Here is a 246-nt window from a genome sequence, read left to right on the forward strand (position 1 = left end):
GTGTAATAGCGTCCGGATGGAAAATCATAGGTGACTTCGAGCGTGGTCATCATCAAGGGCATATCGTAGTAGTTGATCAAATGCCCTTCCGTCATCTGTATCAGTGCTCCGTGCTGATCGTATTCTTCGGCATACACAATCGACCACGAATCTTCATCGAGATAATAACGGCGCTTGCTATAACGGTGACTGAAGCCAACCCGCAAGTTGGCCTCGATCACCCACACCCGATGCAACTCATAACGC

1 protein-coding gene is annotated in these 246 nt (G+C 49.2%); it reads right to left on the bottom strand.

Translation table 11 applies throughout. The features are described 5' to 3' along the window. Positions 1 to 246, bottom strand: a 246-nt coding sequence (locus tag Q4563_RS21765) for a DUF1329 domain-containing protein (RefSeq protein ID WP_303606016.1), incomplete at both ends; no start/stop codon positions are given.

This window comes from Gilvimarinus sp. 1_MG-2023, from assembly GCF_030548285.1.